Here is a 24,880-nt window from a genome sequence, read left to right as displayed (position 1 = left end):
AAACCCTAGCGTTTTACTAATAAACCATAAGGTATCGACACTGGAGACTGACTGAGTGAATAAATACGTTATTCCCTTTACCCAACTGGGTGTCAATGATATACCACTGGTGGGAGGCAAAAATGCCTCTCTTGGTGAGATGATCTCCGCTTTAAGCAGTGCTGGGGTAAAAGTTCCAGATGGATTTGCAACGACAGCTGAGGCTTATCGTGACTTTCTAAGCCAACAAGGACTTGACCAGCGCATCAATGCTTTACTTGATCAACTTGATGTTGATGATGTTCAAGCACTAGCCAAAGCAGGGCAAACTATAAGACAGTGGATTACAGAGACACCGTTTCCTGCAGAGTTTCAGGCGACCTTAGAAGAAGCCATTGCCATACTTCAACAACATCATACCGACCTCTCTGTTGCCGTGCGCTCTTCAGCAACAGCAGAAGATTTGCCCGATGCCTCGTTTGCTGGCCAACAAGAGACATTTCTTAATATTCGCGGCACCAGCAATATTTTACATGCGGTAAAAGAGGTATTTGCCTCGTTGTACAACGATCGCGCTATTGCATATCGCGTGCACAAAGGATTTGACCACCGCCACGTTGCGCTATCTGTTGGTATACAACAAATGGTGCACAGTGAAACAGGTGCTTCAGGGGTTATGTTTACCCTTGATACGGAGTCAGGCTTTCGTGACGTAATTTTCCTGACAGCCAGCTATGGGCTAGGTGAAACGGTTGTTCAGGGAGCTGTTAACCCTGATGAATTTTATATTCACAAGCCCACCCTGCGCACTGGACATCATGCAATATTACGTCGCAACCTAGGTCAAAAAGCGATTGAAATGGTGTACAACCACAATGGTACTGTTCATGATTCTCTTAGCACTCAGCCCGTTGATGAGCAGCGCCGTCAACAGTTTTGCATAACCGATGAAGATGTTCTGGAACTCGCCCAGCAAGCCCTCATTATTGAGAATCATTATGGTTGTCCTATGGATATTGAGTGGGCAAAAGATGGCATAACAGGTGAGCTTTTTATTGTCCAAGCCCGCCCTGAAACCGTTCAAAGTCAGTCTGAAACCGCCATTATTGAGCGCTACCTTTTAAAAGAACAAGGCCATGTGTTAATGGAAGGGCGTAGTATTGGTCAGCGTATTGGTGCAGGTCCTGTCAGCGTTATCAAAAGTCTCGACCAAATGCATGAAGTTAAGCCTGGTGATGTACTGGTTGCAGACATGACAGACCCCGATTGGGAGCCGATCATGAAACGGGCTTCAGCAATTATCACAGATCGGGGTGGCCGTACGTGTCACGCAGCGATTATTGCGCGAGAGCTGGGTATTCCAGCAGTAGTTGGCTGTGGAAATGCCACCGAGTTACTCAAGACAGGACAAGCTGTGACTGTTTCTTGCGCAGAAGGGGATACAGGTTTTGTTTATCAGGGCGAGCTGGCTTATGAAGTACAACAAAGTACTGTTGATGCCATGCCACCACTGCCATTTAAGTTAATGATGAACGTCGGTAATCCAGATCGTGCGTTTGATTTTCAGGCCATACCCAATGCTGGAGTTGGGCTTGCGCGCCTAGAATTTATTATTAACCGTATGATTGGTATTCATCCTAAAGCACTGCTCAATATGCCAGACTTACCTGGTGATATTCGCCAGGCGATTCACGAGCGTATTGCCGGCTACGATAGTCCTGTGAGCTTTTATATTGAGAAACTTACAGAAGGTATTGCCACCATCGCAGCTGCTTTTTATCCAAAGCCTGTCATTGTGCGTTTATCTGATTTTAAATCCAACGAGTATGCAAATCTGATTGGCGGTGAGTTATTTGAGCCTAAAGAAGAAAACCCCATGCTAGGTTTTCGCGGTGCTTCTCGTTACATTGCCGACAGTTTCCGTGATTGTTTTGAAATGGAGTGTGCTGCCTTAAAACGGGTAAGGGAGCAACGAGGTTTAACCAATGTGGCGGTCATGGTGCCCTTTGTAAGAACAGTAGGTGAAGCCCGCCGCGTAACAGAACTACTGGCGGCAAATGGACTACGCAGGGGAGAACATCAACTAAAAGTCATTATGATGTGTGAATTACCAAGTAATGCACTGCAAGCGGATGACTTCTTACAGTACTTTGATGGCTTTTCCATTGGCTCTAATGATATGACCCAGTTGACCTTAGGACTGGATCGTGACTCCGGCCTGATCGCTCATTTGTTTGATGAACGCAATCCTGCCGTTAAGCATTTACTGCAATTGGCTATTGAGGCATGTCGCCGGCAAAATAAATATATTGGTATCTGTGGGCAAGGCCCTTCAGATCATCCCGATTTAGCCAAGTGGCTGATGGATCAACAGATTGAAACCATTTCACTCAACCCTGATTCAGTGTTAAACACCTGGTTTTATTTGGCAGAAAAAGTAGCCACCCCCGCCTAGGGCCTGTTAACACAATTTGAATATCACTGTTATGGCGGTAAAAGCGCTAATCTAGGCGCGAAGCGTGAAGTTTAGTGGTTCTAAATAAACAATGAGCAACAACGAGTAGTGCTTTTACCGTCATAACCCTTCGGGCCGTGATTATTTTTCCACCTAGCGGTGTTACAAGTCACTTATGTAGAATGACTACACGGCATTCCTTGTGCCTTGCTAGGCGAAAAAATAGTCTACGGCAGTGGTGATTCAAATAGTGTTAACAGGCCCTAATTAATTTGCTCATATCATTTCCTCTGTTTACGCTTAAGCAGAGGAAATGAGCACTATAAAATAATAAAGTTTGTGCCATAAAAGGATAAAGTCGTGCTTTTTTCAACACCTGATCTATGTGATCAATACGACACATTACTTCAAGTGATATCTCCAGCTTTAAAGCATTTTGGTGGACAAACTGCTTTTTTCGGGGAAATTGTTACTGCAAAATGCTTCGAAGACAATAGCACTGTCAAATCAACCTTGGCAGAACCAGGTACAGGCAAAGTGTTAGTGGTTGATGGTGGTGGTTCAATGCGCTGTGCTTTGCTAGGTGATCAAATTGCAACATGTGCTGTAGAAAATCGCTGGGCTGGAATCATTATTTATGGCTGCGTTCGGGATGTTACGATCTTATCAACATTACCTATCGGAATTATGGCATTAGCAGCACATCCTCGAAAATCTATTCGACGTGGGGAAGGGCAAAAACAACTGAACATAAACTTCGCCGGAGCCAGTATTCAACCAGGTAATTATGTGTATGCTGACGAAAATGGCGCCGTTGTTTCTGCTGAAAAATTACCTTTGACTGAAAAAACATCTTTGGCTGAAAAGCACCTTTAAATAGCTGATAAGCCAAAAACACAACCAGCGTCGTTTAAAATCAGTGGGTGACAACACTCACTGAGTGCAAGACGCCTGTTATCCACAATAAATTCTACATTAATAACGCCTGGTAGATTGCTAAATCCTCTTTACTAAAGCAACAAAATATTATTTTTTCTAATGAACCAGGCTTTTCTGCACAATGCTGCTGCACTGTTTGCACAGCAATTGTTGCCGCAGGCTGTTTGGGGAACCCATAAATCCCTGTACTTATTGCGGGAAAAGCAACTGATTTAAGTTTATTTTCACAAGCTCGCTGTAAACTTTCTCGGTAACAACTTGCAAGTAATACATCTTCATTTGCTTGCCCACCATTCCATACTGGACCAACGGTATGAATAACATAGTGAGCAGGTAGGTGAAAGCCAGGGGTAATTTTTGCCTGTCCAGTTTTACATCCATTGAGCAACCGGCACGCGGCTACCAGCTCTGGCCCTGCTGAGCGATGAATTGCGCCATCAACTCCACCTCCGCCTAATAAACTGCTGTTGGCCGCATTAACAATTGCATCAACCGAAAGCTGGGTAATATCACCTTGTAATGCACTAAGCTGTACAGTCAATGTTATTCTCCTTTAGCACTTAGCGTGTACTAATTATTTTATAGAAAATAAACGGGTAGCAAAATATACTCAACTTGCCGCATAATTAACTGACAATTTTATGACAGTTATTGTAACATCAGTCTGCTAGTCAAACACGGATGTTTAATAAAATGGTATTAAGTAGTCTTAACACTAAAAAACTCATAAGTCCTTCCCGGATGGTGTTATTCATCAGACCAACTTGCATTTTTCAATTTTTTGGAACCATTTACTTTCTAAAATTTCATCTATAATCGATAAGCTATGAGGCAAACAGCTCAGTGTAAGTTACTGTAGCCAACCATGAGGGTGTCGTGAATGAAGGCGGTCTTATTTAATGATCAACAAATTATGCTGGTTTCTCCCCCTGACCCAGAACCATCACCAAATGAAGCCTTATTACGCCCCCTTGTAGCAGGTATTTGTCAAACTGACATCGAGCTTTTTAACGGGTACTACCACTTTCAAGGTATTCCTGGACATGAGTGTGTAGCTGAAGTTGTGGCTTGCCCAGCCAAATCAGATTGGGTAGGTAAACGTGTCGTGGTGGATATCAATATTGGCTGTGGTGACTGTCCCAGTTGCCAGCAAAATGATCCTCATCACTGCCACCATCGCCAAGTACTCGGTATTAAACACAAGGACGGTGTTTTTGCCGAACTATTTACTGTGCCACTAAGCAACCTTTACGGTGTACCAGACCATATTCCAGATCATGTTGCAGTGTTCACAGAGCCACTGGCTGCGGCTTTGGCTATCAAGTCCCAGTTACAGATATCCGAGAATAACCCTATTGCTGTTATGGGCGATGGTAAACTTGGTTTACTCATTAGCTTGGCCCTAAAAGAGCAGTTTCCAAATCTGGTGCTAATTGGCAAACACTCCAATAAACTGGCTATTGCAGCACATCATGGGATAAAAACAGAACTGCTGGAATTTAAAAACACCAACCAGCTACTCCAGCAATATCAACAATATTTTTCTGTTGTCATTGAAGCCACAGGCCGTCCAAATGGGCTGGATATGGCCCTGGCTGTCGTTGCGCCTCGCGGCACCATTGTTCTAAAAACGACCAGTAACCAGTTAACGGAAGTAAACCTAGCTCAACTTGTTGTTAATGAAATTAAACTGATTGGCTCTCGCTGTGGACAAATGAGTGCTGCCCTTGCATTTCTGGAACAACATAGTCTGGATACTGAGCTGCTCATCGAAGCACGTTACCCCTTCCAGCAATTTCAGCGCGCATTCCAACACGCCCTGCAACGAGGTAGCAAAAAGGTTCTGATCGATTTTCCAAGCACCACCAACTCTGCCTAACCCTGATATGGTTGCTTAAACCACCAAATGATTCTTAACCCACCGAATCATTACTCGTGCTTATGGTATTTTCGATAGGTACCCAGTATTTCACGCCCCACCTGTCCAGCATTCCTTGCCCAGCGTGCTGTCATTAAATGACCTATATGTCTTAATTGAGCAACCAACTTTGGATTTGGCGATACCACTTGAATGCCATTTTTTTGCATAGCAACTATTGCTTGCTGAATATGTAGTTGCATACTTTGCCAGGCGCGTACTTCCAGTCGCTTAGCCAGCTTGGTTAAAGTTTTTCGCTCCTGGTCACTCAAACTCTGCCATGATGCTTGATTAATCACGAGCATATTTTTCGGCACCCACGCCTGAATATCATAATAATATTTTATATACTCCCAGGCTTGCTGGGTCACAGCCGTCACTGGCGATGTAATCATGGCATCCAACTGTCCTGTTAACCAGGACTCACGTAGATGTTCGTGCGGCACATGAACAGACTCAGCCCCAAGATAACGAGCGAGTAGAGCCGTTTCGGTCGAATAAGTCCTCAGCTTTCCCCCTCGTAGATCAACTAGCGAGGCTATAGGTTGAACGGTAAAAATACCCTGCGGTGGCCAGGGCGCGACTAATAACAGGTGAAGGCCTAAGTTAGCAAGCCGTTGCTCTACTTGCTCTCTGGAAATTTCCCATAGCTGTTGTGCTTCTGATAAATCAGTTGCTAAAAAAGGAATATTGTCCAAGCCAAACAGCGGATCTTCATGCTCCAGCTCCGCCATTAATATTTCAGCCAGTTGGATATCATTTTTTGTAACGCTGGTTAATATATTTTTATCTGGAATCAAACTGCATTTATCAAAAAGATCTACCTTGATCCGGGTGCTTGGCAGCGACTCCATGCCATGAACAAATTCAGTGAGCAAGTTGTGATGACGAGCATCACCCAAGTAAACAGATACTAATTGCCATGATTTAGCCCAGCTTGGCACCGTCACACTGAGCAGTAAACTACAAACCACACTTAAAAGTAGGGATTTAGCGAAATACCCCTTACGAGGCATATGTCTTTTGATTAATTGCATCATTAATTCTTATCCTGAAGAATCTTCCTTATTCAGCTAATTAGTATGCGATGTTTCAGGAATAACAGAACAGGCTTAAGTACAGATAAACAATGTAAGAAATTACCAGGAAAATCAGGCCGCTTTGGTCATCGAACGTGCATTACCTGACTTACAAGAACCATGACCAAAATCATTCAACACTATTTAGTAGATATTGCACTAGCCGTCTTTAATTGTTATCAATAATGACTTACATCAAGATCTGCTGGGTAATTCATGCTATATCAATAGGAGTCAGCATAAACACTGTGTTACAACAGCGTAATTTGACACACTATACCCAACATGAAGGTTTTTAGCGGGGCTAGTCTGCTCTGTTAAGACGGTATATCACCGACATGGCAGCTAAATTTGTAAATAGGTGTAACCAACGGGCAGTTTATAATAGTCTTAAATTTGGTTTTTTGGCATCATTGTCATACTAACGACATGAGCCGTTATTTTACTATTCAAGTCTACCACGCTGTAAACTGACAATCTGTGTCGTCAAATAGTAATGTCTTAAAAGGGCAGAGCGCATTTCTCAGGATTTATAATACTGAGCAATATCATAAAACGAGACGGGTACAATAAGCAGTGTATGAATATATCTAAGACAAATAATGCCATAGGCTAACATGCCGTACGTATCAAACGACAGTCACATCAGCCGTTGATAGTGGTTGATTTTTTGACCTAATGCGTGTCGCTATCGCAATGCGTTGGCGTACAGAGGTAAATTAACCGGTTAATGAGATAATTGAATAGACCATGCTTATCGGAATTCCCAAAGAAATATTTGCCAACGAAACTCGGGTAGCTGCTACCCCCAAAACCGTTCAGCAGCTAATTAAACTTGGCTTTACAGTCTGTGTGGCTGAAGGCGCAGGAAAATTAGCCAGCTTTACAGACAGTGCTTACGAAGAGGCAGGCGCCAGTATTGTCAGTCAGAAAGAAGCCTGGCAAGCGGAAATTATTTTCAAAGTTAATGCACCACAAGAAACTCCCGAAGATGAAATCAGTTATCTAAAACCGGGACAAACCTTGGTCAGTTTTATCTGGCCTGCACAAAATGAGTCATTATTGGAAAAATTAGCGGCAAAAGGCATTAATGTATTAGCGATGGATGCTGTGCCTCGGATTTCCAGAGCGCAAGCCCTCGATGCCCTTAGTTCAATGGCTAATATTGCGGGCTATCGTGCCGTTGTCGAAGCTTCTCACCAGTTTGGTCGCTTTTTTACCGGACAAATTACTGCAGCAGGCAAAGTACCCGCAGCTAAAGTACTGGTGATTGGTGCGGGTGTTGCGGGGTTGGCTGCTGTTGGTACCGCAAGCAGTCTAGGAGCGATTGTCCGCGCATTTGATACTCGCCCTGAAGTAAAAGAGCAAGTTGAAAGTATGGGTGGCGAGTTCCTTGAACTGCATGTTGAAGAAGACGGTTCTTCAACAGATGGTTACGCCAAAGAAATGAGTGAAGCCTTTATTAAGGCAGAAATGGAGCTTTTCAGCCAACAGGCAGCAGAAGTCGATATTATCATCACTACCGCACTCATTCCTGGTAAACCAGCACCTAAGCTTATTACTGCGGACATGGTTAAGCTCATGAAGCCAGGCAGTGTGGTGGTTGACTTAGCGGCTGCAACAGGTGGGAACTGTGAGTTAACCCAGGCAGATCAACTGGTCACTACGGATAATGATGTACGTATTATAGGTTATACCGACCTGCCAGGCCGTTTACCTAATCAATCTTCACAGCTGTACAGTACCAACCTGGTGAATCTGACTAAACTGCTGTGTCCACATCAAGATGGCAATATTTCCATAAACTTTGATGACCAGGTGATTCGTTCTGTCACGGTGGTTAAAGAAGGTAATATCTCTTGGCCACCACCACCAGTTAAAGTCAGTGCCCAACCGCAACCTAAAGCGCAAGAAGCCGTTGCCCCTGTTGAAAAAGCACCAGAACCAAAATCATCCAAACGTAAGCATATTGCGCTGGCTGTTGGAGCATTAGTATTTGGCTGGATTGCCAGTGCAGCACCTGCTGCCTTCTTATCCCACTTCACCGTGTTTGTGCTGGCCTGTATTGTTGGCTATCACGTGATTTGGAATGTTACCCATGCATTACACACTCCCCTTATGAGCGTCACCAACGCCATTAGTGGCATCATCATTGTTGGGGCTTTACTTCAAGTCTCCAGTGATAACGGACTGGTTTGGTTTTTCTCGGCCATTGCTGTTCTCATAGCCACCATTAATATATTCGGTGGATTTTTTGTCACACAGCGCATGCTTAAAATGTTTCGTAAGTAAGGGGCCCAATAATGTCACAAGGTTTTATCAGTGCAGCATATATTGTTGCTGCCGTTTTATTTATCTTCAGCTTAGCGGGCCTGAGTAAGCAGGAAACAGCTAAGCAGGGGAATATCTATGGTATGGTCGGTATGGCCATTGCCTTACTGGCTACCATTGGCAACCCTGAAGTGTCAGGCATGGGCACCATTATCGTGACAATGGTGATTGGTGCTGCCATTGGTTTGCATCTGGCCAAAAAGGTGCAAATGACTGAAATGCCTGAGCTGGTAGCCATGCTACATAGTTTTGTTGGCTTGGCTGCGGTATTGGTTGGTTACAACAGTTACTTGGATCACCCTCCTATGGAAGGTGCCATGTTAACCATTCACTTAAGTGAAATTTTCCTTGGGGTATTTATTGGTGCAGTGACGTTTACAGGCTCAATCGTAGCATTTGCAAAGTTACGGGGCATTATGAGTGGACGTCCGCTGTCATTACCTCACAAGCACAAGCTTAACCTGGCTGGTGTTATTGTATCCATTCTGTTAATGCTCAACTTCGTCAACAGTGATAGCGCTACCTTCTCACTGATTCTGATGACAATTATTGCCTTGGCTTTTGGCTGGCATTTAGTAGCCTCTATTGGTGGAGCGGATATGCCTGTCGTTGTATCCATGCTGAACTCTTATTCAGGATGGGCTGCAGCTGCAGCAGGCTTTATGCTCGCCAATGACCTGCTGATTGTAACCGGTGCACTAGTCGGTTCCTCAGGTGCCATCCTGTCTTATATTATGTGTAAAGGGATGAACCGCTCTTTTATCAGTGTAATTGCGGGTGGCTTTGGTACTGAAAGTGGTACCGTATTGGGTGACGGTGAAGAGCAGGGCGAGTATGTAGCCACATCTGCAGAAGAAGTGGCAGAAATGCTTAAGGATTCCAAGTCTGTCATTATCACTCCTGGCTATGGTATGGCTGTTGCGCAAGCACAATACCCCGTATACGAAATCACCCAGAAGCTTCGTGAAAAGGGCGTTAACGTCCGGTTTGGTATCCACCCTGTTGCAGGTCGTTTGCCAGGCCATATGAATGTCTTGCTGGCAGAAGCCAAAGTGCCTTATGACATTGTTTTGGAAATGGATGAAATTAATGAAGACTTTCCTGAAACAGATACAGTCTTGGTGATTGGCGCAAACGATACTGTAAACCCTTCTGCGGCTGAAGACCCTGCAAGCCCTATTGCAGGTATGCCTGTACTGGAAGTTTGGAATGCGCACCAAGTCATCGTATTTAAGCGCTCCATGGCTACCGGTTATGCTGGTGTTCAAAACCCGCTGTTCTTCAAACAGAATACGCGTATGCTGTTTGGGGATGCCAAAGAAAGTGTTGAAGCTATTCTGAAAGCCCTGTAAAAATATACGTTTAAACGCATATTTTTTAGACTAAAGCCGAAGTCTTTGACTTCGGCTTTTTTTATATTGGAAAATAAACGATCGACACCTAAGGCTAGTGAATTACACTGAACACGCTGTAAATCCATCCTTGGAAGCTTGGTTGCCGCATCCTTGCGGCAAACAGTTCAGTGTTAATTCACCAGCCTTTAGTCTAAAATACCAACCTTTTCTAATACAACATGTAGTGTATTTCCTATTGCTCAGCAAACTAAAAACCAGCACCATAAATAAAGCAATGTAGATATACCAATTAAAGAAGGGCAAAACCCTTAACGGAGAAACAATATGGATATTAGGGTATTGAATCGTAATGATGCAGAGCAGTATAAACAAATTCGACTCACTGCCTTGCGGGCATGCCCAGAATCCTTTGCGCAAAGTTTTGACAACGAACTCTCTCAACCACTCGGTTATTTTGCCAATAAAATTACCCCAAGCAACCAGTCTTTTATCATTGGTGCGTTTAATGGACTTACATTAGTAGGTACTGCAGGTGTTAGCCGACAAGATTATCTAAAAAGATCTCATAAAGGTATGATTTCAGGGTTTTATGTTAATAAACCCTTTCAAAATAATGGTATTGGCAAACGCTTACTTGAAAGGATAATAGATGAAGCCAAACAGCTTAATGACTTATCACAACTTCAGCTTGTTGTTATTTCCGAAAACACATCGGCCATTAAACTCTATCAAAAATATGGATTTGAAACATTTGCGTTTGAGCGAGATGCACTCCGTCTAGGACAGAAATCATATGATGCTAAACATATGGTGCTTTTCTTATAGAAGATGCTGATGCTTTTAAGAATAATTTTTAGCAGTAAACTGCTGCCACCATCCTTTGGCAGCAAAGCATATATAAAATTGAAGCAGTTTAGAAAGTATACTTAGCAGACAGTGTAAAGGTATCTACGTCAGTTTCGCCGAAAGCTAGTTTATCCTTATCACCCAAGTCATTAATGCGCTCCCAATCGAGACCAAAAGCCACATTATTAGTTAGGTTATAACTTGCACCCAAGCCAAAGACTTTGCTTGTCCCCTTAACTTTTTCACTAGTGTGAGTAGTTCCAAAGATTGTATCAGTTTCAGTAATGTCTTCTTCAATTTGCCACTTCATTAAACCAAAACTAGCATTCAACTCTATATTTTTAGAGACAGGATAAATACCAACTGCCTTTAAACCATAACCTGAAATTTCATTATCAACACTTCTTGTATTTCTACCAATATTTAACCAGTTAATGTCAAGGTCAGACTCAGTGTCCGCAAACTTAGTATAGTTAGCCTCAAGAGCAAAGTATTTATTTATCCTGTAACCACCAAATATTTTTACCAACCCATCTCTTTTCGTGTACTTCAATGACTTATAACCATTAACTGTACTAGGAATAGAATGCTCATCATATACATCTTTTTCATTTGCATAAGCATCATCATAACTAGCCGCACCAGCACCTAACCCTAGATAAAAACCAGTCTTCTCATCGGCATACGGGTTAATGCTATCTTGTGCAAAAAGTGGTGTGGAAACTATTGAAGAAATAGCAAAAAATAAAGCAGTTTTTTTCATTATTCAACCTTTATTACAACTCAAATTAGTACTACAGAACAGGTTTTTTATGATCTGCAATCCATTTTCATTGAGAACAGATAAACGGTTGAATACGTATTAACCACAAATATAAAGCACCTTTGTTTTAATAAAAAACAAAGGTGCTACAAACTTACGCGTTATATTAATAAAAAAGGTTACATTATTTTTTAAACTTGCATTAATCCTTTAACAATTATTAATAGTTGTAGCAAAATACCTCAGTAAGAGAAAAAGCGGTACTTATATTTCATCGCCTTATTGACTGCTGCACCAGCATCAATAACACCATGCCCACATTCACTACACTTTGGTTGTTTTTTAGCCGTACTGGTAATCAGTTGTTTAATTTCTGTTGGCGTAGTTGATGGTTGTAAGCTGTATAATATAGCAGCGACACCCGCAACATGGGCTGCAGCAAATCCAGTACCTGCCGCATACTGGTAACTATCACTAGCGGCTTTTCGATATCCAGCATTTGATGTCGATAAAATACCTGCATGTAATGGTTCTTTAACCCCTCCAGGCGCAGCCACTGTAATCCCTTTACCACGATTACTATAGTCTGTTAGCTTGCCATCGATATCACTAGCAGAGACGGCAATAACATTTTGACAGTTGCCTGGACTATATTGGTTCGCTTGATCACCATTATTACCTGCCGCAACAATGACAGTCACGCCTTTCTGATTAACTTCATCAATCGCCTGTTGAAGTGATGCCTTACATTGACCTGGTTCACTACTAGCAATTGTGATAATTTGAGCAGGGTGCTTATTTATAGGTGCATTAGCTACAGTAAGTCCTCCTGCCCAGCGGATGCCATCGACCAAATCTGAAGTATATCCTCCACACTTGCCTACAGTACGTACCGGCAGAATTTTTGATTGATGGGCAATGCCGCTAATACCAATATTATTTGCAGCAGCAGCAATCACACCTGCTATTTGTGTTCCCTGCCAGCTACTTGATGTGTCTTGTGTAGTGGAGTTCGTTCCTAACTGACTACACTCACCGGCCATATGACCATCACCTGGATCGAGTGGATTACCATCTCGACCGTCACCATCATTCGCCATGGCTAAATCACTGACCATGTCATACCCTGCAAGCAGGTTGTCTTTTAAATCTTGGTGAGGAAGATAACCACTGTCTAACACAGCAACAACGACACCTTGTCCCTGATTTTGTTGCCAAGCTTGTTGCACATTAATATCACCTAAATACTGACTCGAAAGTAAACTCCATTGTTGATTAAAAAGTGGGTCAGTCGGTGTGACAGACATGGGTGTCTTAGGCCGCATCATCCAGTCAGGTTCAACATATTCAACTTCTGGTTGTTGTTCTAACTGCTCAACTAACTGCTGAATTTGCTTTGTATTTTGAAAAGAGGGTAGTTTAAAAACAATAGCGCCTGTCCCCATTGTTCTAACATAAGTCATTTGTACTGAAATTCGGTCGCTTAGTTGTGCTAATAAATCCTCTACAGGGAGTGCGGCATGTACTTTGTTAAAACTCATGATTAACCGGTTAGTTGTTTGTGCAAACTCAACTGGGGCCATGTTATTAGCAGGAAAAGTAGTAGCTTCTGTTGTATTGCCAGCATATAGCAATGTACCTTGGGTAAAGGTGAGGGCAGACACTACTACGGTTGAGACCATATATTGCTTAACATTCATTGAAATCCCTCCGGTTTGGAAGTCTACTTATACGACAGGATCCGTCTGCCGATATGATAAACTGTAGATACGTATGGATACACTTTTTTGTACATTGAGTGAGTGTATTTTTAACCTAAAAACATAAGTATGGATTTATCTTAGATGACTCAAAAATATGAAACTTGTCTTAGAGCAATAATTATTCATAAAACACCGGACTTTTAAGTCTGGATGCAACGTTATCAGTCTTTATTCATTGTGTACACCTATATCGAAGTGTACTTTAAACAATATGGCGATTAATCCCAATAATGAAAAATATTCATTTAATTTATTCTTCATAAATTCAAATCAAATAAAAAGGATCACTGGCGTGATCCTTTTTAAGGGTATTAATAAGAATAATACGATCTGTGTTTTAACAATATCATACATTGCAGATAATGTGTTTACTACAATCGCTACTGCTATTTTAATCCTAATCAAGTTAGAACTGGTCCTCCTCTGTTGAACCTTTTAAAGCAGTAACGGAAGATGAGCCTCCCTGAATGACGTTAGTTACATCATCAAAATAGCCTGTGCCCACTTCTTGTTGATGCGCAACAAAGGTATAACCCCGTTCAGCATCTTGGAATTCTTTTTCCTGTAATTTCACATACGCAGACATGTCATTACGCGCGTAATCATAAGCCAGGTCGAACATACTATTCCACATAGCATGAATACCTGCTAACGTAATAAATTGGAATTTATAGCCCATTGCACTTAATTCCCGCTGAAACTTGGCAATAGTGGCATCATCCAGATTTTTCTTCCAATTAAAGCTAGGTGAACAATTATAGGCTAACAGTTGATCTGGGTATTCACGACGAATCGCTTCAGCAAATTTTCTAGCTTCATCAAGATCTGGTTTAGCTGTTTCACACCAGAGTAAGTCAGCATAAGGTGCATAGGCTAAACCACGAGAGATTGCCTGATCTATACCTGCACGTGTTTGATAAAAACCTTCTGCCGTACGTTCTCCGGTAATAAAAGGTGCATCATATTCATCAATATTAGACGTTATCAAATCCGCCGCATTAGCATCTGTTCGTGCTAATACAATCGTGCTGGTCCCCATAACATCAGCCGCTAAACGTGCTGAAATCAATTTTTGTACGGCTTCTTGTGTGGGCACTAATACTTTGCCACCCATATGACCACATTTTTTCACTGACGCTAACTGATCTTCAAAGTGAACACCTGCTGCACCAGCCTCAATCATGGCGATCATTAATTCATAGGCATTTAATACACCGCCAAATCCCGCTTCTGCATCCGCCACAATAGGGGCATAGTAGTCAATATACTGCTCATCAGAAGGTTTAATGCCACGCTGCCATTGAATTTGATCGGCCCGGCGAAAGGCGTTATTAATCCGCTTAATCACCGCAGGAACAGAGTTAACAGGATAGAGTGATTGATCAGGGTACATGGTCATCGAACTATTATTATCTGCCGCGACTTGCCAACCTGATAAATAAATGGCTTTAATGCCCGCTTTAACTTGTTGAACCGCTTGACCTCCGGTTAAGGCACCTAAGCAGTTAACATAGCCTTTACTCACTCCACCATTAATTAACGACCACAACTTTGTGGCACCTTGTTCTGCTAATGTGTTGGCAACATGAATTGAACCACGCAAACGAACAACATCACTTGCCGTATAAGTACGTTTAACATGCTTCCAGCGAGGATTTTCTGCCCAATCCTTTTCAATACGAGCGATTTCTTCATTGCGGTTATAAATAGCCATCGTTGGCTCCTGTAGTTAGCTGTATTTATTATGAATTACGAACAAGGCACGACAAAGTCTAGAAATTATGCCATGATTTAGTAAATTTATAGTTTTTATTCTCGGTATCAACAAAATGAATATTTCACGGGTTGATCTTAATTTATTGGTGTATTTAGATGTCTTATTACGTGAAAAAAATGTCACTAAAGCGGCAAGCCACTTAGGAATCACCCAGCCAGCCATGAGTAATGGTTTACGTCGTTTACGTGAGCTTTTTGATGATCCTATCCTCGTCAGAACCAGTGAAGGAATGACCGCAACAGAGCGAGCACTTTCATTACAGCCCATGATTCGAGATGTATTGTCCAACATAGAAAAAGCGCTTCAACCCCAAAAAGCATTTGATGCATATAGCAGCGATCGTGTATTCCGCATCATGGCCAGTGACTATGCTGAATCAACCCTGATTCCTCCTTTATTAACACAGTTAAGGCAACTTGCCCCCCATGTCACTTTAGATATATTAACGCCAAGTGACGTCAGTTTTTTAGATGTAGAGCAAGGCCGCGTGGATATGGCTATTAATCGTTTTGATGAAATGCCACAGTCTTTTCATCAAACCACAGTCTGGCAAGATAGTTTTTCCTGTTTAATCAGCGCTCAAAACCCTATTTTAAAAAACTTTAATTTGGACACTTATTTACAAGCTCAGCATATTTGGGTAAGTAAAACCGGCATGGGGGTAGGGGTTGGCATGACACCACAAGATGTACAACGCTTGGGGTGGGTTGATGAAGCATTGGCAAAACTCGAAAAAAAACGCCGTATTAGCGTTTTTACTCGACATTACCAAGTTGCAATGTTACTAGCCCAACAACCCGACCTTATTGCTACATTACCCACTCGAGCCGCACTGCTTGCCAAAGATAACCCACAGCTGGTTATTCGTAAGCCACCCTTCGCGGTGGCAGACTTTGAGCTAAAAATGGCCTGGAGTCCTTTATTACAACATAACCCAGGACACCAGTGGTTAAGACGATTGGTAGGCGAAGTCGCTAAAACTGAGCTTACCCTTACCGCTTCGTCATGAAAAGACGCCGCAAAAAGCCAAGCGCAAAAGGAATAAAGGCCTGCTTTATACAGGCCTATATTTTTTCTTTAATTTAAGTGGTTATAAGCGGGTAATGTCAAAAAATCAACCAGTTCTTCTGAGGTGGTAATCTCATCAAGAATGTTCATCGCCAACTCAAAACTACCAGTCTCCCAACGCGCTTCACCTACTTCTTGTCGTACAATTAAAGACTCCTCCTGTAGCATTTCCCGAAACAGGGTGACTGTCACCGCTTTACCTGAGTCTAATTTTCGGCCATGACGCATCCACTGCCAAATAGAGGTTCTCGCAATTTCTGCGGTGGCTGCATCTTCCATTAAGCCGTAAATAGGAACGCAGCCATTACCATTAATCCAAGCTTCAATATATTGGATTGCAACCCGGATATTATTACGCATACCATTTTCAGTACACTCACCAGGACAGGGTGCAAGTAAATCTTTTGCCGTAATTTCTGGATCATCCTCGCGCAGAACATGTAACTGGTTAAACTTACCTTCAGGAATATACTGGTTAAATACATCCAATGCCGTATCTGCTAAGCCTGGGTGGGCAATCCATGTACCATCATGTCCATTACGCGCTTCTAACTCTTTGTCTTCACGGACTTTTTGGAGGACCCGGGCATTAGCCATCTCATTTTTAGCGGGAATAAGTGCAGCCATTCCCCCCATTGCCAGTGCACCACGGCGATGACATGTTCTTATAAGCAATCTGGAATAGGCACTTAAAAAAGGTTGGTCCATGGTAACCTTTTGGCGGTCTGGCAATACCCGATCAGCATGGTTACGCAAGGTTTTAATATAACTGAAAATATAATCCCAACGCCCACAGTTGAGACCAACAATATGTTCCCTTAATGCAAATAAAATTTCATTCATTTCAAATACAGCGGGCAAGGTTTCTATCAATACTGTCGCTCTGATCGTTCCTTCTGGAAGCTGGAATCGGCTTTCTGTGTACTTAAATACATCCGACCACCATGCCGCTTCATGGTGACTTTGTAGTTTGGGAAGATAATAATAAACACCTGTTCCCTGTTGTTTTCTGACTTGCCAGTTATGAAAAAAGTACAGGGCAAAGTCGAAAAGGCTGGCGGGAATACTTTGCTGCTGAAGCTGCACGTGTTTTTCTTGCAAGTGCAAACCACGTACCCGAGCTATTAATAAAGCAGGGTCCTCTTTTAGAGTATATTCCTTGCCAGTGGTTGGGTGTACATACTCTATTGTACCTAAGTTTGCATCACGGAGGTTTATTTGTCCTTCAATAACACCTTCCCACGTGGGTGACTGAGAATCCTCAAAGTCAGCCATAAAGACATTTACATTGGCATTTAGCGCATTAATAATCATTTTGCGATCCACAGGGCCTGTTATCTCAACGCGGCGATCCTGTAAATCCTGAGGAATAGGGGAAACTGTCCAGAGGCTATCTCGTATTTCTTTGGTTTCTGTTAAAAAACCTGGTAACTGTCCCTCGTCGAATATAGCCTGACGCTTGGCCCGTTCAGCCAACAACTGTTGTAATCGAGGCTGAAACTCTCTGACCAACTCCGTAAGAAAGGTGACTGCCTCAGGGGTTAGTATTTCCTGATATGCGGGAGACAGTTTACCCAAAAATGTCATTTCTCCAATTTGGGTTGGTTCAGTCATTTTAAACCTCATTTTTATAGGTAATTACTTTTACGTTTATTCTGTAAGACAACTGACTGCAAGTTCATTCAATCTCATAAAAAAACTTAGTGTCTTATATAAAAACGATCACTCCATTAGCCGCTATTTTCCTTTTCTTTTCCGTATTCTTTATACGTAAAGTGCACTCCCACCACTATTGGTACTCAAGAACACTGATCAATTACCCTCGTTATATAAAAGGAAAATAATTATAGTGATATCGTTAATACAATACTGTTGTTCTCCAATGATAATGTCAATTCTCTTGAGTGCCCTTTTCAAGAATAGTGATTATAAATAATATAAATAACGAATACGTGCCGTTTTTAATACGCTTATTCGAGGCAGATGTACACCACATAAAAAGTAAAGGTTATTTTATTACTCATTAACTGGATAAACAGTCACATCCTTAAACTGACTACCATGGTTAGCCCAGGTATATAAACCAATGGTTCCTTTACTTAATAGCGAGTCCACTACTTGAAAGACTAATGTATTGTCCAAGAAAACTTCAATTTGATTACCATTCACTTGAATAACAAGCTCATACCAGCGTCCTTGAATATAAGGTTCAGCAACCTCTGCAAGCAGGGTATATTCATCAGCCATACGCCGAACCAATCGCTGATAATTACCTGCTTTATTCCATTCAAAACGGTAATAGTGCTGTGGATCTTGCATACGAAAAACAACACCTAATGCATCATCATCGCCTGATTTTAGCTTTAAGTGCACTTCATAATTATCCCAGTGTTTTCCTGCAGGATAATAAATAACACTACCTGCTTTTCGTAAGTCAGTAAAAGTAATGGGTAAACTATAAATATTAGAGTTATCGTATAACGTTCCTGAACTTGTTTGCCATTTTGCGGGCGCTAACCGGCTACCTTCACTTACCGACCACCAATCACTGATTAAACGTTGCCCCTCATAGCTGCTTGGTAATAACAACGTAGGCTGTTGCGCAGGCATTAATGTAATCTGTTGCTGAACCTTATCCCAACATTGTCCATCAGAAACAGTAGCGGTAATGGTCAACGTTGTCGGCTCAGTAACTGTTTGCGTCGATAGCATCGGCATTGTTGTAAATTCGCCTGTCAATGAGGCAGAACCAATAACAGACCAACCCCAAGAAAGTGGTTGATTTTCTGGGTCACTAGCTTCGATTGATAACGGTAGAGAGCTACCTGATAGTAAAAAGGCTGGTAATGATTGGATTGAAGATATTACTGGGGGCTTATTTGCTGAAGCCTTAGTCTGTATTTTAATATCATCAAAGCACGTTCCCTGATTTGCCCATGTATACAGTCCTACAGTTCCCTGAAGAAAAGTATTATCACTCGCAGATAGTATTAAATTATCATCAATAGCGACCTCAATCGTATTGCCTTGTAAATTAATATCAAGTGAATACCACTGCCCAACGCTAAACGGAACTTGATCTTCTGCTAATACCGTAACGTCACTGCCTTCAATCTTTTCAAGCCGGCGAAAAGCGAATGTTTTTGACCAGCTAAACCGATAATAGTGCTGCTCATCCTGTACACGAAATAGCACCCCCATAACATCATCGTCATCTGATTTGACGTTGAGGCTTAGCTCATAATCCTGCCAGCGATAACCTAACTGGTATAACAATAGAGTCCCTGGTTTCAGTGTTGCCTCAGCAGAGGAGGGCGGTGCATAGACATTACTCGACTGGCAAAGCACCTCATCCTTCACCGCCCAATCTGCAGGCCCTTGAGTCGTTCCCGTAGTAACCATATGCCAGTGGTGACTTAACCCGGATGCAAATACCTCCTCAAGCACAGGGGTGGCACTGGTAGGTAAAACCGTAATATTTAGGTTTTCTGTAATCGATTGCAGACCATCACTGACAGTGACCTGTAACCTATGCACTTCCACTTCATCAACAGCCTCGGGGGTATAATTCGTGGTATGCTGATTTGCCGCTGATAAAACACCATTACCAGACAACACCTGCCATGTATAAATTAAGCTTGATTCTGGACTATCAGTGTCACTTGCAACTACCTGTAATAAAGCAGATTCATTAGCAGACACTGAGACAGGAGTAGCGGTTAAACTATCAATAACAGGGGCCTCACCTAGCTCCACATTGCTTCTATTATCCAGTACTTCCAGCGAGTGAATGTGATAACCTTCATTCGCCCAACTATAAAAGCCAACACCTCCTTGCGAAAAAGCATTATCGCTTACATTAAATATTTCATTTTGATCAATAATAACCTTAAGTTGATTACCCTCAGCTTTAACCGTCAGCTGGTACAACTGGTTTTGCACATAGGGCACAAAATCCTCCGCCAGCAGCGTAAATATGGCCCCCTCTCGACGCTCTAAACGCCGATAGCCTAAAGCCTTATTCCAGGTAAATCGATAGTAGTGGGTTGCATCCTGCAAACGAAAAACCACACCAACTGCATCATCGTCTTTAGAGTAAAAGAAAGTGGTTAACTGATAATCTTGCCATGAGAGACTATCGGGGTAATAAAGCACTGTACCCAGTTTAGCCAAATCACTCGCAACAATGGGCTTGGCATAAATATTACTCTGCTGAACCAACTGCAGCCCCATTTTGACCCAGCGAGAAGGGGCAAAAATGTTACCCTCATCGAACACCAGCCAATCGGCTGGAGGTAAACCGTCTTCTCCTTCGCTAAAAGCTGTATAAAAAAGTAATGGTGGCCCATCAGCATCCGTCACAGTGAGGTAAACAGATTCAACGTCGGTTTGCTCTCCATCACTCACAACAACCTGCAACAAGTGCAGCTCTGTCATATCAGTATCTGCGGGATAATAACGAGCCTCTGTGGCGGACACCGGCTCAATAGATCCCTGACCATTAATAATGTCCCACTGATATTGAAGGGCTTGTGGCTGATTATCAGGATCACTCGCACTTACAGATAACAACACAAATGACTGATCAGATATATGTGTTGAGGATAGTGTCAAAGAAGCAATCTCAGGAGGAACATTGAAGTGATACTCTGCAGACATCACCCGGCTTGGTCGCTTTTCGGGGGCAATAGCGACCGCCTTAACCGTGGTTGAGGTACTCAGTGAAATAGGTCCATCATAGGGCGAACCATATTGCTCTGGATCAAGCCCATCCATGGTATACAGCAGAGAGGCCCCAGGCTCATTTGCAGTCAGTGTCACCCGTTGAGCGTCAGTATAGGTACCTGCTACAGGGGCTATTTGCGGTGCTAAGGTGCGTTCAGCTAATGCTGGTGATTCCCAACCTATAGGTTTATAAATCCAAATCTGACCTGCACTAATGCCCTGCAAACCAATAAATACATCAAGCTGTTTGATATATTTCCAACGACCTAATATACCAGTGCCAGGACCCAGGCTTGGGGCATCACCAGTCCAAAGTGGCTGCTTAACTGCTCGCCAGCCTCCAGTACTGACTGTAGTTGGTGGAATAATCGCCCAAACTTCATTATAACCACGCCATAACAAATACTGGTGACGGTTAGCATCATAATCCATCCCCATATCACGCGTGACATTAAACTCATTACCAAGTGACTGAGGATAAAAAAGCTGATCCTTGTTCTCAGTGCCAGGTGTCGATAAATCCCAAAACCCAATGACCTTTCGTCCACTACGCACATACAGATTTAATACAGGATCAAATAAGCCTGCACCTTGATTATTAACTCCATTCCAATAAGTCCCCAAAAGTGTCCATGAATCTCTAGCGGGGTCATTTATGTCATTGATAGTGTACTGATAAAGATACTCATGGGTGCCACCGGGCCGAGCATTTACTAGCACCACATCTCTACCTTCACTACTGCGGAGTGCGGTGGTACCCTCCACATGGCTTTTAGGGAGAGTGGGCAGTCCCATGAGGTGGGTATGAATATCGCGGTTTTGCCACATATTCCCACCCAATATTTCTGGATGTGGGCCCATGCGCTGGACATGCGAGCCTGTTGTACCACCTACTTTATCTTTATCTGCTTTGCCAGGGTCCCAGAGGTAAGGGCCTGTAGGCCTTGTTGTTGTGCTATCAACCTGGCGAATAAACATCCCACCATTGTTGTAAGCCGCTCCACCAAAGGTCAACACACGATCATGAAAGGGTAAATAAAGAGTATTATCATAGGTATGCGCAGAGCTAGGCGCTGCATCCACACCATCGACAGCACGCCAATTGCCAAAATCATCTTGAATAATTTCGCTGGGTAACGAAGCTCTTTCCCACTGACGTGTCGTACCTCGCCAACGATAGACTTCATTACCTGTGTAGTTGGCATGCCCTCCACCATACAGTACTAAATCACCACGTCGGCTATCCCAGGCAAAAGAACTCCACGCCGCAATAATACGATCAGGCTCAGGGTTTGAAAGGCCAAATAGTGGCCGTAATCCCGCAGGTACCCACACATCATCAAAACGATTAAGACTCACTTGACGCCAACTGCCTTCAGGCATTGCAGATATTTCTGCTAACAATACAGTTAAGTCTGGTGTTCCATCATCCGCCCATGAAGCACCAACACCGCAGACAAAGAGTGAATAATAAAATAATGCCTGAACCCATTTTTTTACTGCCAATATCATTACACCCATCACCAGAATGGCCACTGAGTATTTATTTTTATTTGTAAAAATACAGCCATAAAGAGCGATGACTTAATCTCTTTGTATTATGAAGTTTTTTCACGAAAATTAAGCAAACATAATGCCTGCTATTTAATAAGACTCGTAAGATGCTCATCCTTTACAGGCAAAAACACCTATAGCAGTGCTCACCACATATTTATTTGTGATGTAAATGTAAAGTAATAAGACAGTTATTACAGATACCTTTAAAAGGGGTTGCCCTGCTAACTTAGGAGGGATAGACCAGCGCGCATGGCACGGGATAACAACTCAATTGCTATCAGGGTGAAACTGGGCTTCACAATCGAGACTTTTCGTAAACTCTGATAGTAACAGTTGTATGTCACTTTTTTGAACAGACATAATAAATAAATGCTTATTGCTCCACTCAGCGATTGGTAGTTCATTCATCTGTGCACTGACAACCACTAAGTTATCCACTAAGTCTGTGGTAAAAGAAAGCACAAAATGTCTTGTTTGAGCCAGTTGCTGGATAATATGTAATTCACAAGAGTGTTGATAGTAACGAATATCAACCACTTTGACTTCAGAATGAAGGGCTAGCTTGCTCTTGAACTCATACAGCTGAGGAATAATCACCTTTTGAAACAAATAATTTACCAGCGTTTTATTATTTTGTTCTCGTATATTTTTATAGTGCGCCTGTTCATTTCTCTCGAGTCCAGATTCTTCTTTTGAACCAAGCCAGTCTTTTAGCCAATGCATTGTGGGTACCCTAGTGATACTATGCCTTGTAGTTAAGGTATAGCATGAATAAAACTATTGTATGTCACTTACTAGCTAAATACTTCTTTTAATTATTCATTATAAGTGCAACTTATGATGTGTACCATAAAATAACTGAAAAGCTGTCTCATGTACATCAAGTACATCAAGTACATCAGGAGATGCATTACCTACAAAGGGGTAATGATGACATGATATCCAGACTCTCAATATAGGTGCTTTTTATACTTTTATTATAGTGTTTTTTTATATGCAATTATAATACATTAAAGCAGCCAACACCGACATACCGGCTTAATAAAAATATAGTTTTAAATACGATTCCAGTTATGAAAGACCATTAAATGACTTAAGATTCTTAGCTTTAAATAAATAGCTCGAAAAATAGAAACTGCGCCAACATAATGCACAAACAAAACAACTTTAACTTAACAGAAAACCATTCTTTGCTTTAACAATGAAAGTTTTTCACCATAAGGAGGCATAAAGAAAAAAGCCTTAGCAAGTAAAACCCATAAAAAAATCACACCCCAAAAGACACCAAGAAAAAGAAAGCTTTAATTAATTAGCATTCAAGTTATAATTTATCTATTATTTTTTATCATCATCTTGCACAATCCATAGCCTAAATTAAACTAAACTACTCATAAAGTATCTGCAATGATAAGGAATATTAAAAGCAGTGTGCTACAAAAATCATTAATTACCTAATTAGATGTATACAAAAATAACTCATCGAAAGTATATACAAATAAAGGCTCGGAGAATAACGTTATGTTCCATATCAAAGGTGCTATTACAACATTAGTATTATCATTATTTTTAAGTTCACTATCGTATGGTAATGAGCTGAATAAACCAACGTTTATTACTGAATCATACCCACCTTATAACTTTGAAACATCAGGCCTATTAAAAGGCATTGCTGTCGACTTGCTTATTGCTGCATCTAACAAAGCAGGTTCTCCAGTAAAAAGAGGCCAAATCAAAGTTTACCCTTGGGCAAGGGGGTACCGAGCTACTCTTGAAGAACCAAATCATGTTCTGTTCGCCACAACACGTACTAAAGAACGAGAACCTCTCTTTAAATGGGCAGGACCCATCGCCAAAACTAAAATCGTTTTGCTTGCTAAAAACGACAACGACGTAAAAATCAATACCCCTGAAGATATCGCTAAGTATACCGTAGGCACTATTCGTGACGATGTTGGTGAACAGCTGGTAAAAGCGCTTGGCGTACCTGACGCTTCAATCAAACCATCATCAAATGCTGACTCATTGGTAAAAAAACTTAACACTGGTCGAGTAGACTTATGGGCCTATGAAGAAAATGTCGCACGTTGGTTTATCAAAAAAAATGGCTTGCAAAATAGTGACTTCAGTACAGTCTACACACTCAAAGAAGCTGAGCTGTTTTATGCCTTTAGCAAAAAAACGTCTGACGACTTAATTAATCAGTTACAGAAAGGTATAGACGAAGTGAAGAAAGCATAAGGACAAATTAGTGATACATTATACAATGATATTTTAAGCGAGTATTTGTAAGTGTAAAAAACTACCGGCATGATTAGTTCATGAAAA

Annotated in this window: 16 protein-coding genes; 8 read left to right on the top strand and 8 right to left on the bottom strand. The window is 42.0% G+C overall.

Translation table 11 applies throughout. From position 1 onward, the window contains the following. Positions 1-55: 55 nt before the first annotated feature. The gene (ppsA, locus tag F607_RS0102965; protein ID WP_027706853.1) at positions 56-2,434 is read left to right on the top strand and encodes a phosphoenolpyruvate synthase; all 2,379 of its coding nucleotides are present in this window, start codon (positions 56-58) and stop codon (positions 2,432-2,434) included. 360 nt (positions 2,435-2,794) lie between these two features. Beyond that, a complete protein-coding gene (gene rraA / locus F607_RS0102960) occupies positions 2,795-3,310 on the top strand; it encodes a ribonuclease E activity regulator RraA (RefSeq protein ID WP_027706852.1) in 516 nt (171 codons plus the stop codon). 94 nt (positions 3,311-3,404) lie between these two features. Here rraA and F607_RS0102955 read toward each other — a convergent pair whose 3' ends face one another. Continuing rightward, positions 3,405-3,914, bottom strand: coding sequence for an O-acetyl-ADP-ribose deacetylase (locus F607_RS0102955; protein WP_027706851.1), 510 nt, complete (start codon positions 3,912-3,914; stop codon positions 3,405-3,407). Positions 3,915-4,253: 339 nt separating this feature from the next. On the opposite strand from F607_RS0102955, the gene F607_RS0102950 reads away from it, so the two are divergent. Further along, on the top strand, positions 4,254-5,252 hold the full coding sequence (locus tag F607_RS0102950; RefSeq protein ID WP_027706850.1) for an MDR/zinc-dependent alcohol dehydrogenase-like family protein: 999 nt from the start codon (positions 4,254-4,256) through the stop codon (positions 5,250-5,252). A gap of 50 nt (positions 5,253-5,302) precedes the next feature. Here F607_RS0102950 and dctP read toward each other — a convergent pair whose 3' ends face one another. Beyond that, a complete protein-coding gene (gene dctP, locus F607_RS0102945) occupies positions 5,303-6,331 on the bottom strand; it encodes a TRAP transporter substrate-binding protein DctP (protein WP_027706849.1) in 1,029 nt (342 codons plus the stop codon). A 789-nt stretch (positions 6,332-7,120) separates the two neighbouring features. On the opposite strand from dctP, the gene F607_RS0102940 reads away from it, so the two are divergent. From F607_RS0102940 to F607_RS0102930, 3 genes are all read left to right on the top strand, one after another. Then, positions 7,121-8,662 (top strand): Re/Si-specific NAD(P)(+) transhydrogenase subunit alpha, encoded by a 1,542-nt coding sequence (locus tag F607_RS0102940; RefSeq protein ID WP_027706848.1) that lies wholly within the window; start codon positions 7,121-7,123, stop codon positions 8,660-8,662. A gap of 11 nt (positions 8,663-8,673) precedes the next feature. Continuing rightward, on the top strand, positions 8,674-10,053 hold the full coding sequence (gene pntB, locus F607_RS0102935; protein ID WP_027706847.1) for a Re/Si-specific NAD(P)(+) transhydrogenase subunit beta: 1,380 nt from the start codon (positions 8,674-8,676) through the stop codon (positions 10,051-10,053). 327 nt (positions 10,054-10,380) lie between these two features. Then, complete coding sequence (locus tag F607_RS0102930; RefSeq protein WP_027706846.1) at positions 10,381-10,881, top strand: GNAT family N-acetyltransferase; 501 nt, start codon at positions 10,381-10,383, stop codon at positions 10,879-10,881. Positions 10,882-10,969: 88 nt separating this feature from the next. Here F607_RS0102930 and F607_RS0102925 read toward each other — a convergent pair whose 3' ends face one another. The 3 genes from F607_RS0102925 to aceA all read right to left on the bottom strand — a co-directional run bounded on the left by F607_RS0102925 (position 10,970) and on the right by aceA (position 15,142). Continuing rightward, positions 10,970-11,665 carry an outer membrane beta-barrel protein gene (locus F607_RS0102925; protein WP_027706845.1) on the bottom strand — a complete coding sequence of 232 codons (696 nt, stop codon included), beginning with the start codon at positions 11,663-11,665 and terminating at the stop codon, positions 10,970-10,972. Positions 11,666-11,907: 242 nt separating this feature from the next. After that, a complete protein-coding gene (locus F607_RS27925) occupies positions 11,908-13,365 on the bottom strand; it encodes a S8 family peptidase (protein WP_051310788.1) in 1,458 nt (485 codons plus the stop codon). Positions 13,366-13,834: 469 nt separating this feature from the next. Continuing rightward, positions 13,835-15,142: an isocitrate lyase gene (aceA, locus tag F607_RS0102915; RefSeq protein ID WP_027706844.1), complete on the bottom strand. Its 1,308-nt coding sequence runs from the start codon at positions 15,140-15,142 to the stop codon at positions 13,835-13,837. Positions 15,143-15,257: 115 nt separating this feature from the next. Between aceA and F607_RS0102910 the strand changes: the two genes are divergently transcribed. Then, complete coding sequence (locus tag F607_RS0102910) at positions 15,258-16,214, top strand: LysR family transcriptional regulator (RefSeq protein ID WP_027706843.1); 957 nt, start codon at positions 15,258-15,260, stop codon at positions 16,212-16,214. A gap of 68 nt (positions 16,215-16,282) precedes the next feature. On the opposite strand, the gene aceB is transcribed toward F607_RS0102910, so the two are convergent. The 3 genes from aceB to F607_RS0102895 all read right to left on the bottom strand — a co-directional run bounded on the left by aceB (position 16,283) and on the right by F607_RS0102895 (position 23,278). Continuing rightward, entirely contained in the window at positions 16,283-17,887 is a 1,605-nt protein-coding gene (gene aceB / locus F607_RS0102905) for a malate synthase A (protein ID WP_027706842.1), read from the bottom strand. Between the two features lie 402 nt (positions 17,888-18,289). Further along, a complete protein-coding gene (locus F607_RS32485) occupies positions 18,290-22,504 on the bottom strand; it encodes a 3-keto-alpha-glucoside-1,2-lyase-like domain-containing protein (protein WP_169719756.1) in 4,215 nt (1,404 codons plus the stop codon). Between the two features lie 318 nt (positions 22,505-22,822). Continuing rightward, on the bottom strand, positions 22,823-23,278 hold the full coding sequence (locus tag F607_RS0102895; RefSeq protein WP_027706841.1) for a hypothetical protein: 456 nt from the start codon (positions 23,276-23,278) through the stop codon (positions 22,823-22,825). 795 nt (positions 23,279-24,073) lie between these two features. Between F607_RS0102895 and F607_RS27915 the strand changes: the two genes are divergently transcribed. Next, a complete protein-coding gene (locus F607_RS27915; RefSeq protein WP_051310784.1) occupies positions 24,074-24,793 on the top strand; it encodes a substrate-binding periplasmic protein in 720 nt (239 codons plus the stop codon). Positions 24,794-24,880: the final 87 nt, after the last annotated feature.

Origin of the sequence: Zooshikella ganghwensis DSM 15267 (assembly GCF_000428585.1) — a bacterium.
Taxonomy (GTDB): Bacteria; Pseudomonadota; Gammaproteobacteria; order Pseudomonadales; family Zooshikellaceae; genus Zooshikella; species Zooshikella ganghwensis.
Note: the sequence above shows the minus strand (reverse complement) of the source record. Positions and strands in the feature narration are given on the sequence as shown.